12 protein-coding genes and 1 pseudogene are annotated in these 15,609 nt (G+C 48.3%); 8 read left to right on the top strand and 5 right to left on the bottom strand.

Going from position 1 to position 15,609, the window contains the following annotated elements:
* The first annotated feature begins 147 nt into the window (after positions 1-147).
* From ABGB15_RS21570 to ABGB15_RS21590, 5 genes are all read left to right on the top strand, one after another.
* Positions 148-1,137 carry a tyrosine-type recombinase/integrase gene (locus ABGB15_RS21570; protein ID WP_369064305.1) on the top strand — a complete coding sequence of 330 codons (990 nt, stop codon included), beginning with the start codon at positions 148-150 and terminating at the stop codon, positions 1,135-1,137.
* Between the two features lie 586 nt (positions 1,138-1,723).
* On the top strand, positions 1,724-3,808 hold the full coding sequence (locus tag ABGB15_RS21575; protein ID WP_369064306.1) for a TonB-dependent siderophore receptor: 2,085 nt from the start codon (positions 1,724-1,726) through the stop codon (positions 3,806-3,808).
* Entirely contained in the window at positions 3,808-4,821 is a 1,014-nt protein-coding gene (locus tag ABGB15_RS21580; protein WP_369064307.1) for an ABC transporter substrate-binding protein, read from the top strand. The genes ABGB15_RS21575 and ABGB15_RS21580 overlap by 1 nt, the downstream gene beginning before the upstream one ends.
* A complete protein-coding gene (locus ABGB15_RS21585) occupies positions 4,751-5,500 on the top strand; it encodes a trans-aconitate 2-methyltransferase (RefSeq protein WP_369064308.1) in 750 nt (249 codons plus the stop codon). The genes ABGB15_RS21580 and ABGB15_RS21585 overlap by 71 nt, the downstream gene beginning before the upstream one ends.
* A gap of 32 nt (positions 5,501-5,532) precedes the next feature.
* Positions 5,533-6,510, top strand: a complete 978-nt coding sequence (locus ABGB15_RS21590) for a FecCD family ABC transporter permease (RefSeq protein WP_369064348.1) — start codon at positions 5,533-5,535, stop codon at positions 6,508-6,510.
* A gap of 74 nt (positions 6,511-6,584) precedes the next feature.
* On the opposite strand, the gene ABGB15_RS21595 is transcribed toward ABGB15_RS21590, so the two are convergent.
* Complete coding sequence (locus ABGB15_RS21595) at positions 6,585-7,148, bottom strand: flavin reductase family protein (RefSeq protein WP_369064309.1); 564 nt, start codon at positions 7,146-7,148, stop codon at positions 6,585-6,587.
* A 219-nt stretch (positions 7,149-7,367) separates the two neighbouring features.
* Positions 7,368-7,631: pseudogene (locus ABGB15_RS21600) on the bottom strand (energy-coupling factor ABC transporter ATP-binding protein); the annotation flags it as partial.
* A gap of 274 nt (positions 7,632-7,905) precedes the next feature.
* Between ABGB15_RS21600 and ABGB15_RS21605 the strand changes: the two are divergent.
* Positions 7,906-8,550 carry a hypothetical protein gene (locus ABGB15_RS21605; protein WP_369064310.1) on the top strand — a complete coding sequence of 215 codons (645 nt, stop codon included), beginning with the start codon at positions 7,906-7,908 and terminating at the stop codon, positions 8,548-8,550.
* A gap of 599 nt (positions 8,551-9,149) precedes the next feature.
* On the opposite strand, the gene ABGB15_RS21610 is transcribed toward ABGB15_RS21605, so the two are convergent.
* Entirely contained in the window at positions 9,150-9,614 is a 465-nt protein-coding gene (locus ABGB15_RS21610; RefSeq protein WP_369064311.1) for a hypothetical protein, read from the bottom strand.
* Between the two features lie 1,028 nt (positions 9,615-10,642).
* Between ABGB15_RS21610 and ABGB15_RS21615 the strand changes: the two genes are divergently transcribed.
* Together ABGB15_RS21615 and arcA are read left to right on the top strand one after the other, a co-directional pair.
* Complete coding sequence (locus ABGB15_RS21615) at positions 10,643-12,106, top strand: basic amino acid/polyamine antiporter (RefSeq protein WP_369064312.1); 1,464 nt, start codon at positions 10,643-10,645, stop codon at positions 12,104-12,106.
* A gap of 14 nt (positions 12,107-12,120) precedes the next feature.
* Positions 12,121-13,398, top strand: a complete 1,278-nt coding sequence (gene arcA, locus ABGB15_RS21620; RefSeq protein WP_369064313.1) for an arginine deiminase — start codon at positions 12,121-12,123, stop codon at positions 13,396-13,398.
* 389 nt (positions 13,399-13,787) lie between these two features.
* On the opposite strand, the gene ABGB15_RS21625 is transcribed toward arcA, so the two are convergent.
* Entirely contained in the window at positions 13,788-14,540 is a 753-nt protein-coding gene (locus ABGB15_RS21625) for an amino acid ABC transporter ATP-binding protein (RefSeq protein ID WP_369064314.1), read from the bottom strand.
* A complete protein-coding gene (locus ABGB15_RS21630; RefSeq protein WP_369064315.1) occupies positions 14,540-15,604 on the bottom strand; it encodes an amino acid ABC transporter permease in 1,065 nt (354 codons plus the stop codon). The genes ABGB15_RS21625 and ABGB15_RS21630 overlap by 1 nt, the downstream gene beginning before the upstream one ends.
* Positions 15,605-15,609 lie beyond the last annotated feature (5 nt).

Here is a 15,609-nt window from a genome sequence, read left to right on the forward strand (position 1 = left end):
TTGGTACGTTTACTCATGTTAAATTTTCTACTTATTAAAATGTACGTTTGAAAAAGTAGACTCTCAGCAGTATGCTTGGACAGTACCATTTTTCCCCGATTTTTCACGTAGCGCGCCGGACGCTCTCCGGTCCGGACGGAGCCTGACATGACACTGATGCCTGATGATGAACCGGAGCTGATCCTGTCGCCAGCGGCCATTCCGCTTGATGAGGATTTCCTGCCAATGCTGTCCGGTGGTGAAGTCCCGGTCAGTCCCGCCCGTGCCTACCTGCTATCCCTCAATTCACCCCGCAGCCGGCAGACCATGGACTCGTTCCTGAACATCGTCGCCGGTATGCTCGGTGCTGTCTCCCTCGATACCTGCAGCTGGGGCAGCCTGCGTCGTCATCACGTGATGGCAGTAACCGAGCTTCTGCGTGACACTGGCCGTGCCACGGCTACCGTCAACACCTATCTTTCGGCGCTCAAGGGGGTGGCCAGGGAAGCCTGGATGCTGAAGCTGATGGACGTCGAGAGCTTCCAGCACATCCGCGCGGTGCGTAACCTGCGCGGCAGCCGTCTTCCACGCGGCCGGGCCCTGCCACCGGAGGAGATCCGGGCCTTGTTTGCAGCCTGCGATGCCGATGACTCCAGCATCGGCATCCGTGATGCGTCGATGCTGGCCGTCATTCTCGGCTGTGGCCTGCGCCGTTCGGAGGCCGTGGGGCTGGATATTAGTGACGTTGTCACGTATGAGCGGGCGCTTCGGGTGCTGGGCAAGGGGAACAAAGAAAGGCTGGCCTACATGCCGGCCGGCACCTGGCAGCGTCTGCAGAGGTGGATTGATGACGTGCGGGGGGAAAAAGACGGGCCGCTCTTCACCCGCATCCGGCGCTTCGATACCCTGACGAACGATCGCCTGACCGACCAGGCGGTGTACCATATCCTGCAGGTGCGCCAGCACCAGGCCGGGATTGTCAGGTGTGCACCGCATGATCTGCGACGAACCTTTGCGACAACCATGTTGGATAACGGAGAAGATCTCATTACGGTTAAGGATGCCATGGGGCATGCCAGTGTCACCACCACTCAGCAGTATGACCGTCGTGGAGAAGAGCGGCTGCGCATTGCCCGTGACCGTTTAGGTCTGACCTGACCCTGTGGCATGATGGTTGTAGATTATTAAGGGTGTAAAGGTCATTGTGAAGCCATCTGCATGGCGATACTGATCACTGCCATCAACGTTCGCAAATTCCCGGCCACGCAACTTGTCAGCAATCTGGCCGGGAACTTGAGTCCCGAGCTCGATTGAGGCGGCAGCCACCACCGGTTCCACGGTACTCGCTGTGGCTGTTTCCCCCTGGGCTGTAGTGCCCCAACCAGTTGTCGACACAAATGCCGTGGCGCAGTTGACTGAAATCCGTAATATCCTCCTCACGAACAAGCAAAAGGTATAAGCCTGCTCCGATGGCGAAAAACTTTATACTGTCGGACTGCAGGTAAAACATGACGGCTCGGAATACAAATGCGTTTTAAAGAATGACCATGCTGAATGGGAAGTAGTCCCACGCATTGCATTCAACTAAAAAAGCTGCGTATGTGGCCTTGTTTGACGCCTGTAGTTTTTTTAGATAACCCCACAGACCTCTCATGCCCCTTCCCACTTGTTCTCATTTGTCTACTTTTTTTCTTTATGATTAATGTTATGATATAACATATCAGTTATAACATAATGCCAATCTATGAAACTTAAGCCTTCTTTGATAGCTCTCGCAGTAGTAGTAAATACTTCGCCTCTGACCTATGCAGCAGATGAAACCATCGTCGTCACCGGCAGTGACGTATCCGACTATTCCGCCGAATCCGACTCGGCACGTCTTTCATCCGGTTCAGCCTCACGTCTCGGTCTGACCGATAAACAAACGCCACGCCATACTGAAACCATCAGCGCCAGAACCATTACGGCTAAGGGCAAACGCACGCTCACCGAAGTCGTTGAGACCGCACCTGGCATGTCTGGCACCAGCTCACCTACGCTCTCAAACAGCGTTTCACTGCGCGGCTTCTCCGGCGTTTCCTGGCTGCTAAACGGCGTGGCCGTACCTGGTAGCACCATCCAGATTGCCGACCCGGTTCATTATGAAAACGTGGACATCCTGTATGGCACGGGCTCCGTTTTAAATGGTCTGAGTTCTGCCGGTGGCAGCGTCAACCTGATATCACGTAAAGCAACATTTGGTCGACAGCCAGTGGAAGCTGACTATAGCTGGTCAAGCTATAACAGCCATCGCGCCCACATCGGCACGGGCGGTACGCTTGTTGAGGGTATAGCTGCTGGCCGCGTGGATGTAAGCGCATCAAATACCGGCACTCAGGTTGATAAAGAGCGCAGTCGCCCGAAGCGCATCAGCGCACAGCTCCTGCTGACGCCGACTGATAACACACAGGTTACTTTTGACATCGACCGTAGCTTAACGGATATGCGCAATCCCTATTTCGGGACGCCTGTCATCAACGGCAAAGTTGATCGCGACTTGCGCCATGTAAACTTCAACATTCAGGATGCGCATATTCGCAGCCAGGCAACCTCATTCCAGTCGACTCAGTCCTGGTATGCAACGCCTGATTTAACCTTTGATAACCAGTTCTACTATTACAAAGGCTTCCGCGAATGGCAGAACGCCGAACGCTATTACCAGTCAAACAAAGCGGGCTATGTGACCCGGGATTCTTATGGCGATATTGCGCATGATGACAGGCTAACTGGCAACCGTACTATGGTCACCTGGGATCACCCGATTGCATCATTCGCCAACCGCGTGGCTGCGGGTGTCGATTTTTCAAAACGTGAATTCCAGTACTATTCTAACGGCTTCCCGGGGGGCGAAGAGGTTCTGCTGACCAACCCCGCCTCCAATGACTTTCGCACCGGTGCGGGTGGCAAGATGCGCTCACCTGTTCGTCACATCACTCAGAACCAGTATGCCTTGCTGCTGGAAGACAATCTGAATGTCACTGATGCTGTCGCCCTGTTAAGCCAGTTGCGCTATACCAACCTGGACATGCACTGGAATTACCAGCAGGACAATAAAACCATCAATCGTAGCTATAGCTTTATGAGCGTTGGTATTGGGCCGAGCTGGGCTATTAACGAAAACTGGACGGTATATGCCAACTATTCCACAGGTAAAGAGCCCGGCAGCGATATCTTCTTTATCAGCCCTGAACAAACGTCCCTGCCGCTTACAGAAGTTCAGCAATATGAAGCCGGTGTAAAAGGGACATTCGACCACGGCGAAATGAAGCTGGCCGTTTACGATCTCCAGAAAAAAAATCTTTATCAGCAATCGGCTGTCCAGGCCGGTGTATGGAATGCGGTTGGCAAGCAGACTTCGCGCGGCATTGAGTTCAGCGGATTGATTAAACCGCTGGATAACGTCGCGCTGGCGGGAAATGTGGCTTATACCCATGCGCGCTTTGACAATTTCAAACAAGGTACGCAGGACCTTTCCGGCAATCAGCCGCGCTATATCCCGGAGTGGACAGCTAACCTTTCTGGCCGTTATATGCCGATTAGCAAACTGGGGCTGGGCGCGCAGCTCCACTATGTTGGCAGTAGCTATAACGATGATGCCAACAAAAACAAAATGGGCGATTACACGACTGTCGACATGAACGCCGATTATGAAGTGATTAAGGACGTTACGGTGGGCACCCGCGTGCGTAACCTGACGGATCGCTTTTACACCTGGCAGCGTACTTATACAGGGCAGGAAATGATTGCGCCAGGTCGAACTTACGAAGCCTATGTCAACATGCGCTTCTGATGATACGACTGGCCTTCCTCGCATTGCTGGCAACCTTCGCCAGCTTTGCGCATCCCGTTACGTTGCAGAATTGCGGAAGATCCTGGACGTTTGAGCATGTACCACAGCGGACAATCGTCTATATGCCGGCCGCAATGGAAAACATGCTCGCATTACGTCTGGGAGATTCCGTGATCAGTGCTGTCGGTTATCGGCCAGATGAAGATACCGCGCCCTCCCCCTGGTTCAAACCGCTAAAAGCACGTCTCGACAGTTCGCCCTGGTCGGGAGAGGCCTTGCTGAGTTCCCGGCCAGATTTTATCTATTCCGGCAGCTATTACTGGTTTAACAGCCCGGAGACCGTCGGTCGTGAAAGGATGGCTGAATGGGGAATTGGAAGCTGGCTCATTGAAGGGATGTGCAATGGCCTGCAAAGTGGGCCTCCTGCGCCTGTAACCTTCGACAGCATCTACGACGAGTTGCGTAATATTGCGCGCATATATGGCGTGGAGCCGCGCGCAGAGGAGCTTATCAATGAACTGAAGCAACAGGTCGCTGCTGACCGCCGCATAAAACTGCCACGCAGAACGCTCATGTGGTGGTATTCCGGTACGGCAACACCTTATGTGGCGGGCGGTTATGGCGCTTCTGAGCTGTTAACCAAAACCATCGGCAGTAAAAACATCTTTGATAACAGTGCTGAACTGTGGCCCGCCATGAGCTGGGAGGTCATTGCCGAACGGGACCCTGACTACCTGATCCTGGGCGATCTGCAAAGGGGGGGAGATGGCGACAGCGCCCGGAGCAAAATTGATTTTCTTGAACGTAATCCTCTCACCGCAGGCATGAAGGCGGTTAAAGCAAAACGTTACATCATTTTGCCTGGCTATGACATGGACGCATCTGCGCGTTCAGTCCTGGCCCTTCACCGACTAGTCACACAAATACACGCTAAGGAACAACATGACCTTTCCAGCCCGCGAATTACTGAAAAACTGGGACGAACAACAAAGCGCCTACATCGCTTACCGTGAAGAACGCTATAACGCCGCGCTGGATGTTCTGGCAATGCTATATGGCGAAGAATTCCATGTGGTGGATCTGGCCTGTGGTCCAGGCTCATTCAGCATGCGTCTTCTGAATCGCTTTCCGGCGATAAGAGTAACGGCTATTGACCTCGATCCGCTTCTGCTTACGCTGGCCAAAGAAGCCTTATCTGAATACAGTGACCGTATTCAGTTCTTCAGCGGCGATCTTGCAACAGCGGATTGCTTTGCCGCTATTACCGACAAACCGCAGGCCGTTGTTTCCAGCACGGCCATCCACTGGCTGCTGCCGGAACAGCAGGTCGCGCTTTATCGCAACATCTTTAACCTGCTGGATGAACGTGGCTTATTCATGAACGCCGATCATCAACGATTTGATAATCGCAATCCATGCCAGAAACGGATTGCCCGGCTTCATGACGAAGATACGCAGAAAAAAGCCTGGACAGCGGGAGTGCAGGACTGGGATAGCTGGTTTGCATCGGCCACCCGTCATCATGAGCTGGCTGATTTGATGGACGCGCGCACCGCTATCTTTAAAGACCGCCCGACACCGCTGCCCACCACGGTCGAATTCCAGCTCGCCGCTCTGCGCCAGGCGGGTTTTAGCGAAACGGGTACTCTCTGGCAATTCCTGGATGATTATGTGATCGCTGGCTGGAAATAATCATGCTGCGTTCTCCTGTTTTTCGCCTTTCCATGCTGTTTCCGGCCCTGATGCTGGCGTTTTGCATTGCCATTATGTATGGCCCGGTGACCTTTTCCATGAAGGACGTGGCAAATGCCATACTGGCAGGCTACTGGCATAGCGATACAGCGGGAACGCTTCATCAACGGATCGTATGGTCTCTGCGTATGCCGCGCACCCTGCTTGCTGCGCTGGCGGGTGCCGCATTAGCGCTGGCCGGAACGGTGCTCCAGTCGTTGACACGTAATCCTCTTGCCGACCCCTGGGTGTTGGGGATCTCATCCGGCGCAGGGTTTGGCGCGGTACTGGTCATTGCGCTTGGTCTCAGTGCGGGCTGGGCCGCTGTACCTGCCGGAGCGTTCTGTGGCGCGATGCTGGCTTTCGCACTGGTGCTTTTCATGGCGCGGAAATCGCTATCCGGCCAGTCCAGCCGTTTTATCCTGACCGGCGTCGCCGTGACACAGCTTCTCTCCGCAGCCACATCATTAACCACGCTCTGGAAAACGGATGCAGACACCACGCGAGGGGTGATGTTCTGGCTGCTGGGAAGCTTTGCACAGGCATCCTGGCTTCAGGTACTGCTTTGCGCACTGGTACTGTTGCCGATATTTCTGCTCTGCTGGTGGCGGGCAATAGAGCTGGATGTGCTCACGTTCGGCAATGTGACGGCGGCGTCGCTTGGTGTGGACGTTGGCGCAATCAGGCTCGCCCTGTATTGTTTATTGACCTTATTGACTGCGGTCATTGTGGCATGTTGCGGAGCAATAGGTTTTATTGGGCTGACCGTGCCTCATATCGCCCGCATATTCATTGGTCATCGCCATCGTTCGCTGTTGCCGGCATCCATGCTGTGCGGCGCGACTTTTACCGTTCTGGCTGATACCCTTGCCCGAACGCTGTTTGCGCCCCGTGAATTACCCGTCGGCATCCTGACGGCGATGCTCGGAGTTCCGGTATTTTTGTTCCTGCTTTCACGGACTTCCCGATAAAATACTGACGGAGGCGATCCCCGGCATAAAGCCCGCTAAAAAGATTTACCCGTAACGAGCGCCACCGGAAACGCTCAGATAAGCATTTCCGGCCTGAACAGCGCGCTCAGATTCATTGTTTTGCCCGACACCATAAACTCCCCCTTCCCTGTATAGTGAATCGTCTCAGGGTGTTCCGGTGATGTGGCCACATGCGCCTTCATGACCTCGAAAATGAAAAAATTGTAGCGTTTCACCAGCACATCATCATACAAACAGCACTCAAAATTCGCATAACATTGCTGGATCAGCGGGACATCAACCTCATCGGCTTCCTGTGCCGTAAGATTAAATTCGGCAAACTTATCAATGTCAGCGCCGGACGTGTTGCCGATTCGCACGACCGTCTCGGCCAAATCCGTCAGCGGAACGTTGATCACGCATTCCCGGCTATGACGGATCATCTCAAAACTATGGTTGCCGCCCGAAATCATCAGTCCGACCAGTGAGGGAGAAAATTCCAGAACGGTATGCCAGCCCAGTGTCATGATATTGGTCTTCCCGTTCCATTTGGATGAGACCAACACAACCGGACCCGGTTCTAAATACCGGCGAACCTGACTGACCGGATAATCGACTTTAGTGATAACTACGCTCATAAGATGACTCCTGTTAAAGTGTTCCACAAAAACAGGCCACACTGCTGCGGCAGTACCCGAGCAGTCCTCATGCTACAGCATACTCTCTCTCGGCATATCGCAAAATTAACCATTCTAATAAGATAGTTTTATGACCGTAATCAGGGTTCCGCGATTCACCTCTGGCAAGCTGGAACTCAAGTTAATCGACAGAAACTATACTAGGCTGGTGGATAAAGCGGACAGCCCGGCTTGTTTGATCAGTTCAGTGCGTGCAAACACCTCCCCCGGCTCACCGTATGCCAGTACCTCGCCACGGCGCAGCACATAAACAGCATCGCTGACTTCATAAATAAGATCATGGCTGGAAATAACCACACGATTCCCCAACGCCGCAATCTGCTTGAGGATCGCGATCATCTGAGTGCGCCCGGCTGTGGGTTCATCCAGTAGCAAGTAGTGGGCCTGCAGCATCATCGCGCCCGCAATCGCCACGCGTTTTTTGTTTCTGGCATGTGGACAAAGGTTCATCCAGACCCGAATGGTTATAACGGTGAAAGTGGCTTCCAGTTTGACCCTGGCTCATTACTACTTCATATTAAAAATTAAAGAGCAAAGTTTTTTAAAGTGAATGAATGTTGTATTCTTGTTGCGGGTAATTATTTCTTTTAACAATTATACGTGAGACAAGATATGTCATTTGCATATAAACATAAAGTTGGATGAGTAATTGTTTAGAAATGTTCGGCTATTCTAAAGTTTTTAAGAGAGGCTGACCATGGCTAAGAAAAAGATAGATCAATTGTACATTGTTATTCAGGTATTTTTGCTTATTGTTACTCTAGTGTTATTTTTTGTTATTGGTAAAGTGTTACTTAAGGAGTTTTCGCCTGAGCACGAGTTGATTCATCATAAAGTCAGTAAGGTCATGAAAATAACGGATAGTGAATTTGAAAACGATGAACTTCTTCATGTCTTTCATGACGCCAGCAAGGATTGTGAGGAGCAGTATTTTTATTCTGGTGAGGCAATTCCGGAACGTGATCTAAATGAATTATATCATTTTTTAACGAAGGGGTTTACAGGCTTAAATTTTGACTCACAAAGCGACGCAGGAAGGCGATTGGTTACCTGTGCTATATTGGCAGCTGAACACATTGGCGTCAGTGAGGATTTGTTGGCGGATTTTATTCATTACACTGTTGAATCAGCACATCATTCTGATAGACATTTAGAGCCCGATGCATTTCTTGTTTATGCAGCCGAGAATTTTGTTAAAAATCAAAAAGGAGACTGGGTAGAATATACTGATATCGCAGTATATTCTAATATAATGGAATATTTATATGAATTTATTGTTTATTTTATCATGGTCAGTATCTTGTTTATCCTTGTGAGGATAGAGAAAAATACAAGAAGATGATTTCTTGACGGATTTTTAATATACATTACTAATTGACATTGCATTTTTTATTGTTATCCCGTTTAAAAACAAAAGACTATATTTCGTTTCTTATACAGGTGGGGCATGTTATCTAAGTTTAAAGTTATTTTTTTTGCAACGCTATTTTTGCTTGGTTTCTTCGCTTATTTGTTTATCATGGCTAACTGTTGGGTATATATCATGCATGGATATTGGATTTTTATCAAAATTTACAATTAATTTAATTGTAAATGCTAGGAACTAATTTTAAAACTTCCACCTAATCTTTGTGGCTCATGCAACGATATATTAACTAAGGTAAGATTACGTTGAGAGGAATACATGATTTCCTTACAGATTTACATGAATATATTCGTGAAGTTGCTATCGTACACGGCCAGGTTCTCAGACTGTAGACCAGTCAGAGGACTTACTGTTGTTGAAGATACTTGATTTATGAGGCGAACGCTGAAGCATTTAGAAAACTTTAACATACTCATGTGAAGTTTATTGGTTATGATGATAGCGTCATGTTAACTTAGCAATGGGAGATCTTAAAAAGGTCGTAAATACTCAATTATATAATATTGCAATTAGTGTCATTCTCTTGCTGAAATGATTATAGTGCCACGCTGATATGTAATATTTACATCTTGCCCGACAAAAAAAATATCCCTCCCGGTTGGCTGTACAGTAACAAAATCTCGTCCATCATCAGGTCTGATAAATAACTCAACAATATTTCTACGTGTTAATCTGTTCTGCAATGCCTGACCAGCCAGTATCCCGGTTGCTGTACCAGCCATTATCAAATAGTGATCACTACCAATAATATTTCCAGCCATTCCGCCTAAGATCGCACCACTGATAGTTCCTGTAATATTAGAGTCGATATCATTATGGATTGTTAGATATCTTACACCGGTAACAATGCCATATGATAGTGTTGATTTTTTTTCAGGAATTGCATCATTCCCTTGTCCTGAAGAAGCAACTAAAGAACTATTGCATCCAACAATTAACAACACAGTGGCGAGAAATATAAGGTTTTTTCTAAACATCATTACAATTTATACTCACGATACTTCCTTGAACAGTAAACCAGAAGTAAATAATTTCTCTTATTTGTTTATCAAAAAGATGTTGCACCAGAAGGTGTAGAAATAAATGCAGGCGTTCTTAACTTACACCGACCGTGAACTTTTATGTTCGTTTAAAAAACACGTTAAAAACGTCCAAAACAGGATGTGCACAATACCACATATTTTTAAATAAACACTAAACAATAAATCATTGGTTATCAACATCAACTGTATTGATCCAGATCAAAACCAATTCCCTAAGTGTTTAGCATACGTTTAAAGTAGCTTGATAAACTCATTTCAAGTAAATTACATTTTGTAATAGGAACACAATGAAGAATAAACAAACCAAAGTAAAATCTGTCAGCAGTCATGTCTTTGTAATATTTATAATAATTAATATCATGATGCTAATAGCCAGCATCTACACCATATATTTTAGTTCGTTACCTATTTTTTCTGAACATCGTATAAACAATGACGTTCTGATTTTTTGGGGAGGCATTAAAAATATAATATTACTTAGTGGACTATGGATTTTTATTGATGTTATGTTTTCAATATTTTTCTATATAAAAAGTAAAGTTGATTAAGTTTATCACAAAAGGATATAAAATGATTTTTATTATCGCGTGGTTTGTTGCTATGGGCACAAGTGAACTATTGTTGTGGTCTTATGGTTACCTTCATCTTATTTCTCCTGCGCTTTATATATCACTTTGCATCATGTATCTTTATCAAAGAAGGAAAATATACATAAACAGAGAACTCAACTTCCATGAGAAAAAAATAAAATCGATGAAAATGGGTTCAGTTTTTCTTCTTTCATTACTGATAATGCTCGCCATTACCGTTTTTATACGTTTTTTCAGCATTATTTATACTGGGCTTTGATTTAGTTTGAAACGTTCGTACAGGTTCTCTCGCAGTTAAATATTGCGCAGGTGTAGTGTTGCGTAAGTTTTTGATTTGTGAACTTTTCTTAAATTATATGAACTGGATTTTTTATCATGAGTAAATCAGATGCAAAGCTGTCCTTGCCCGCTCTGACCGCACTGGTTGTCGGATCGATGATTGGTGCAGGTATATTCTCACTGCCAGCCACGTTTGGTCGTGCGACAGGAGCCGGAGGAGCTATTATTGCATGGTTTGTAGCCGGGGGAGGGATGTTAACCCTTGCCATGGTTTTTCAGGCTCTGGCAATAAGAAAGCCGCATCTTGATTCTGGCATCTTTATTTACGCGAAGGAAGGTTTCGGTAACTACCTTGGGTTCACTTCTGCACTGGGTTTTTGGGCGGGCACATGTATCGGGAATGTATCTTATTTTGTCTTGATAAAATCGACCCTTGGCACATTCTTTCCCGTATTTGGGGATGGTAATACTTTCTACGCTGTACTTGTCGCCTCCATTATTCTATGGTTTTTCCATCTACTAGTACTAAAAGGTGTCAAGGAAGCAGCAATTATCAATACCGTGGTAACTTGGGCCAAAATTATCCCTATTGGTGTATTTATTATAGTTCTTGCTTTCGCATTCAAAGCTGACATATTTACCATGAACTTTTGGGGTACCTCGGCCAGTATGGGGACTGGAAATAATATCGTTGGTTCAGTCGGAGAACAAGAATCACTGTTTTCGCAGGTACGTAGTACCATGCTGGTTACAGTTTTTGTCTTTCTCGGGATTGAGGGGGCAAGTGTATACTCCCGCCTGGCAAAAAAACGCAGCCACATTGGAACTGCAACTGTGCTGGGTTTTATTGGTGTCCTTACCATATTGTGTCTGGTCACTCTTCTTTCATATGGGGTGCTTCTGCGACCGGAGCTCGCCGGACTTCGTCAGCCCTCAATGGCTGGTGTTCTGGAATCAATTATTGGTCGTCCGGGAATGATCTTTATCAGCATTGCACTAGTGATTTCGGTTTTAGGTGCTTATCTTTCATGGTCGTTACTGGCCGCAGAAGTGTTATACAGTGCGGCAAAATCTGGACTGATGCCTACAACTTTTGCTCAAGAGAATGTTAACCGAGTACCTTATAAGGCGGTCTGGCTGACCAATATATTTATCCAGGTTTTTTTAGTCATTACTCTATTCACTGATTACGCTTTCCAGCTTGCTCTTGAATTGACCAGTTCAATGACTTTGATTCCTTATTTTCTCGTTAGTGCTTATTCCTTGAAACTCGCAGTAACTGGTGATTCATATACTGGTCACAAGGCTGAGATATGGAAAGGGCTTTTGTTATCCGCAATAGCTCTCATTTACTCATTCATGATGATATATGCTGGCGGTGTTAAATATCTTCTACTTTCCACCATCATTTATGGTCCAGGCACCATTCTTTACTACTTTGCACGAAAAGATACTTCTCCTAATGTCTTTACCGTGCGTGAACTTATTCTGTTCATCACTCTGATGGCCGGTGCCTTTATCGGGATATATTCAATTGCGACCGGAATCATCCATATTTAATAAACGGAGATCTTATGCTGGATAAGAAAAGCATTACTTCACCCTTTGGTGTTTACTCAGAGGTCGGAAAATTAAGAAAAGTTATGGTTTGTTCACCGGGACTGGCGCATGAACGCCTCACACCCAGTAATTGTGACAGCCTTTTGTTTGATGATGTTCTTTGGGTTGCAAACGCAAAACGAGATCACTTCGATTTCATTAACAAAATGCGTGAACGTGATGTAGAAGTTGTAGAGCTTCATAATCTGCTAGAGGAAACATTAAAGAATCCTCTGGCACGTAAATGGGTTCTTGACTTACAAATTATTCCCGATGAAGTCCCTTTGGGATTGATTGATGAAGCGCGTGACTTTCTTGAGAATATTTCTGCTCACGAACTGGCACAAACGCTCCTTGGCGGACTTTCAACACTGGAACTGATGAATGCCTCCACCGGGAAATACGATAAGGAAGAAAGGCAATTACACGCAGACATTGCACAGGGCCAGTATTTGCTTCCTCCTCTACCGAACGCACTTTATACCCGCGACACTACCTGCTGGATTAATGGCGGGGTTACCCTTAACCCTCTTTATTGGCCAGCCCGTCATGAAGAAACTGTGCTAGCCACTTCTGTTTATAAGTTTCATCCTGATTTCGCTGGCAAAGTCAAAGTATGGTATGGCGATCCAACGATCCACCATGGCACGGCTACCCTCGAAGGTGGCGACGTTATGCCAGTTGGTAATAAAACAGTGTTGATAGGCATGAGTGAACGAACCTCTTATCAGTCGATCTTTCAGCTTGCTCAGTCTCTCTTTACGGATAGAAGTTCCGGAATTGAGAGGGTAATGATTGCCGCCATGCCTAAACTGCGCTCTGCAATGCATCTTGACACGGTGTTTACCTTCTGCGATCGCGACCTGGTTACACTTTATCCGCCTATCGTTAATCAAATCAAAACGTTTTCATTACGGCCAGATGAAAGTTCTCCCTACGGGCTACGTCTTACCAGAGATGAAGATTATTTTGTGGATGCGGTCGCTCGTGCGCTTAATCTAAAAAAATTAAGAGTGGTTGAGACCGCTGGTAATAACTACGACATAGAGCGTCAGCAGTGGGATAGCGGCGCGAATATGGTTGCAATAGAGCCTGGCGTAGTCGTTGCCTACGATCGCAATACCAAGACTAACGCTCAGCTCCGGAAGAATGGGGTGGAAGTAATTACCATTGTCGGTAGCGAGTTAGGCCGAGGACGTGGGGGGGGACACTGTATGACCTGTCCTATTGTCCGGGATCCACTTGATTATTAATTACTGATCGTACCTGGCTGAGTGCGGTGCTTATCATTTATGGGAGCAATCCATACGTAGTTTCCTCGCGCCCGGCCAGAATTTTATATATCTGATGGTATTTCACCTTCGTAGATGAGGATTAGTGTTGCTGTGTTGCTTTTCGGATGGCGGCCTGCAGTTTTTCTTATGCCACGGCTTACTAAGACACTGTAATGATGTGCGGGGCGGCATCACGACGATACCCGGCATACCGATAAGCCCAACAGCTTCCGCAAGGTTACGATTTTTCTCCTGGGGGCTCCCTCCCCCAGGATCGTTGCGGTGACAACCAAATAGAATCACCTGACCTACCTTAAAGTGTTTTCAAAAGGTCTCGCTTAGAATACTGAATTTAACTGGCACTTATACTAATGGCTGAGGATTTGCTCCAGAAATTGCCGGGTGCGAGGGTGTTTCGGCTGGCTGAAGAAGCGTTCCGGGGGCGCGGACTCGACAATCTTCCCGTCAGCCATCAGGACAACGTTGTCCGCCACGGTGCGCGCAAATCCCATCTCATGGGTAACAACAATCATGGTCATTCCGCCCTCCGCCAAATCCAGCATCACGTCCAGCACCTCTTTAATCATCTCAGGATCGAGCGCCGAGGTAGGCTCATCAAACAGCATAATTTCCGGCTGCATGCACAACGCGCGGGCAATCGCCACGCGCTGCTGCTGGCCGCCCGACAGCTGAAGCGGGAATTTATGCGCCTGATTGCCAATATGCACTTTCTCCAGGTAGTGCATCGCCAGCTCCGTGGCCTGCCTGTGGTTCATCTTGCGCACCAGCCGCGGGCCGATGGTGAGGTTGTCCAGCACGCTGAGATGCGGGAACAAATTGAACTGCTGAAACAGCATGCCGATGCTCAAACGAATGCGGTTGATATTGCGCACGTTGTCATTCATTTCGATGCCGTTCACCAGGATCTGCCCCTGCTGATGCTCTTCCAGGCGATTAATGCAGCGGATTAACGTGGATTTACCCGAGCCCGACGGGCCGCAGATCACCACCCGCTCCCCTTTCGCCACGTTCAGGGATACGTTGTTCAGCACCTGAAATTTTCCGTACCATTTGCTAACGGCGTTCATTTCGATAATCGGGTTTGGTAATGCGACGGACATCAGGCGACTCCTTCTGAGTGGTGGCTGGCATCAATGCGTTTTTCTACCCAGATGGCGTAGCGGGAAAGCATAAAGCCGAACAAAATATAAATGGCCGAGATAAAGACGTAGGTTTCGATGTAGTAGCGCCGCCACAGCGGGTCCTGCATCACCGCGCTGGTGGCGGTAAGGACGTCAAACAGGCCGATAATAATCACGAATGAGGTATTTTTCATCGCGGCGATAATATGGTTGGTTACCGCCGGCAGGCAGATGCGCAGCGCCTGCGGCAAAATAATTTTCGTCGTCGTGTGCCAGTAGCCGAGATTCAGCACGGTCGCCGCTTCATACTGCCCGCGCGGTACTGATTGCAGGCCGCCACGAATGACTTCCGCCTGATAGCAGGCGAAAAACAGCGCAATGCCGACGATAATCCGCAGCAGCTTGTTGATCTCCATATTGGTCGGCAAAAACAGCGGAAACACGTTCACCGCGACAAATAGAATGGTGATCAGCGGCACGCCGCGCAATCCTTCAATAAAGATAACCGACAGCCCGCGCAAAAACGGTAGCGGCGAACGCCGTCCCAGCGCCAGCGCTATTGAGACGGGCATGCCGATAATCACCGTGCCAGAAAACAGCAGCAGCGTCAGCGGTAGCCCTCCCCAGTCGGTAGACTGAACGGGCGGCAGGCCAAACGCGCCACCGCTCATCAGGCAGGACATTGCCGCCAGCGCGACGGCCCATAGCGGCCACAGAAAGCGCGAATGCCAGCACGCGGGCGACAGCGACAATCCCACGCTAACGAACCAAATCAGCATGCACAGCGCCGGACGCCACTGCTGTTCATAGGGATACAGTCCGAACAAAATCGGCCGGTATTTTTCGCCGATCACCGCCCAACACGCGCCCGCCGCCGCACGGCACTGCTCCACGCCGCCGATAAATACCGCATCCGTCACACCCCAGCGCAGCAGCTTGCCGCCAACGATGAAAATCAGGGCCAGGAGTGCCAGGGTGAGCGCAGACTGGGCGACGCCGCTAAAAAGATTACGCCGTAGCCAGTAAATAGCCGAATGTTGCATTGCCA

Origin of the sequence: Enterobacter sp. MALB-1 (genome assembly GCF_041021625.1) — a bacterium.
Taxonomy (GTDB): domain Bacteria; phylum Pseudomonadota; class Gammaproteobacteria; order Enterobacterales; family Enterobacteriaceae; genus Enterobacter; species Enterobacter oligotrophicus.